At 32.1% G+C, this 380-nt stretch carries 1 pseudogene; it reads right to left on the bottom strand.

Annotated elements, in window-relative coordinates:
* Positions 1-380: pseudogene (gene splD, locus HMPREF3247_RS02705) on the bottom strand (serine protease SplD); the annotation flags it as partial.

Here is a 380-nt window from a genome sequence, read left to right on the forward strand (position 1 = left end):
ACTTTACCAGTTGATTCATACATTTGTAGTTTATTTCCATTAGGATTTGGATAACCAATGACTGATATAGATTCATTTTCTTTAGCTTCTGATGCTATATTAAATTTACTAGTGAAATCTTTGAATTTTCTACCTTTTGGTTGCGTTGATTTTTCTTCAACTTGTACAACCGCAATATCTTCTTTTCCAGGATAATCTACAATTTTAGTAACTTTATAGAGTCCACCACCATTATTATAAAAACCATTAGGATGCGCTTTAATTTCATCACCGACTTTCATGTGATAAGTAACATGTTTATTGGTAATAATTGTATGATTTCCAACAACAAATCCTGTTCCAGCGCCCATCCATGTAACACCACTGTATGGTGCAACATT

Origin of the sequence: Staphylococcus sp. HMSC36A10 (assembly GCF_001838845.1) — a bacterium.
Classification (GTDB): domain Bacteria; phylum Bacillota; class Bacilli; order Staphylococcales; family Staphylococcaceae; genus Staphylococcus; species Staphylococcus aureus.